At 63.1% G+C, this 436-nt stretch carries 1 pseudogene; it reads right to left on the bottom strand.

The annotated features are described in order from the left end of the window. Nucleotides 1-196: 196 nt before the first annotated feature. Nucleotides 197-436: pseudogene (locus ENZ74_RS34155) on the bottom strand (histidine phosphatase family protein); the annotation flags it as partial.

Raw genomic sequence — 436 nt, 5'->3', positions numbered from 1 at the left:
CCGTTTTGCCGGCGCGGGACAATCCGGTCACGCCGAGGCGCAGCGATGGGGAAAAAAGCCCGGTGGCGCGGCCCGATAGCGTGTCGAGGGCAATCCTCGCCTCGTCGGTGAAGGTGGTCAGCGATGATGCCAAAATATGCTCTCTCGAACTTCGGTCCGTCCGATATAGGCGCTGCAACAAGGCTTTGAAATGGCTTCAGAGATCGGCCGGCGTCAGGAACGCTTCGAGATAGCCGGTGCCTTGGGCGGCGCTGGCAAGATCGCCGTCGAAGCGGACGACCGCCAGGCCCGCGGTCGGGAACCCATGGTTCAGCGTGGCCCGCGCAGCCTCGTCGCCGCCGCCCGAAACTGCCATGGCAAGGTCTTCCATCATCGGGTTGTGGCCGATGACCAGCAACGAGCCCGATCCGCCATTGTTCCTGATAAGGTTGAGATA

Source organism: Mesorhizobium sp. M7A.F.Ca.CA.002.15.2.1 (genome assembly GCF_003998715.1).
Classification (GTDB): domain Bacteria; phylum Pseudomonadota; class Alphaproteobacteria; order Rhizobiales; family Rhizobiaceae; genus Mesorhizobium; species Mesorhizobium ciceri.
The sequence above is the reverse complement of the archived record's forward strand: the minus strand, read 5'-3'. Positions and strand labels throughout refer to the sequence as shown.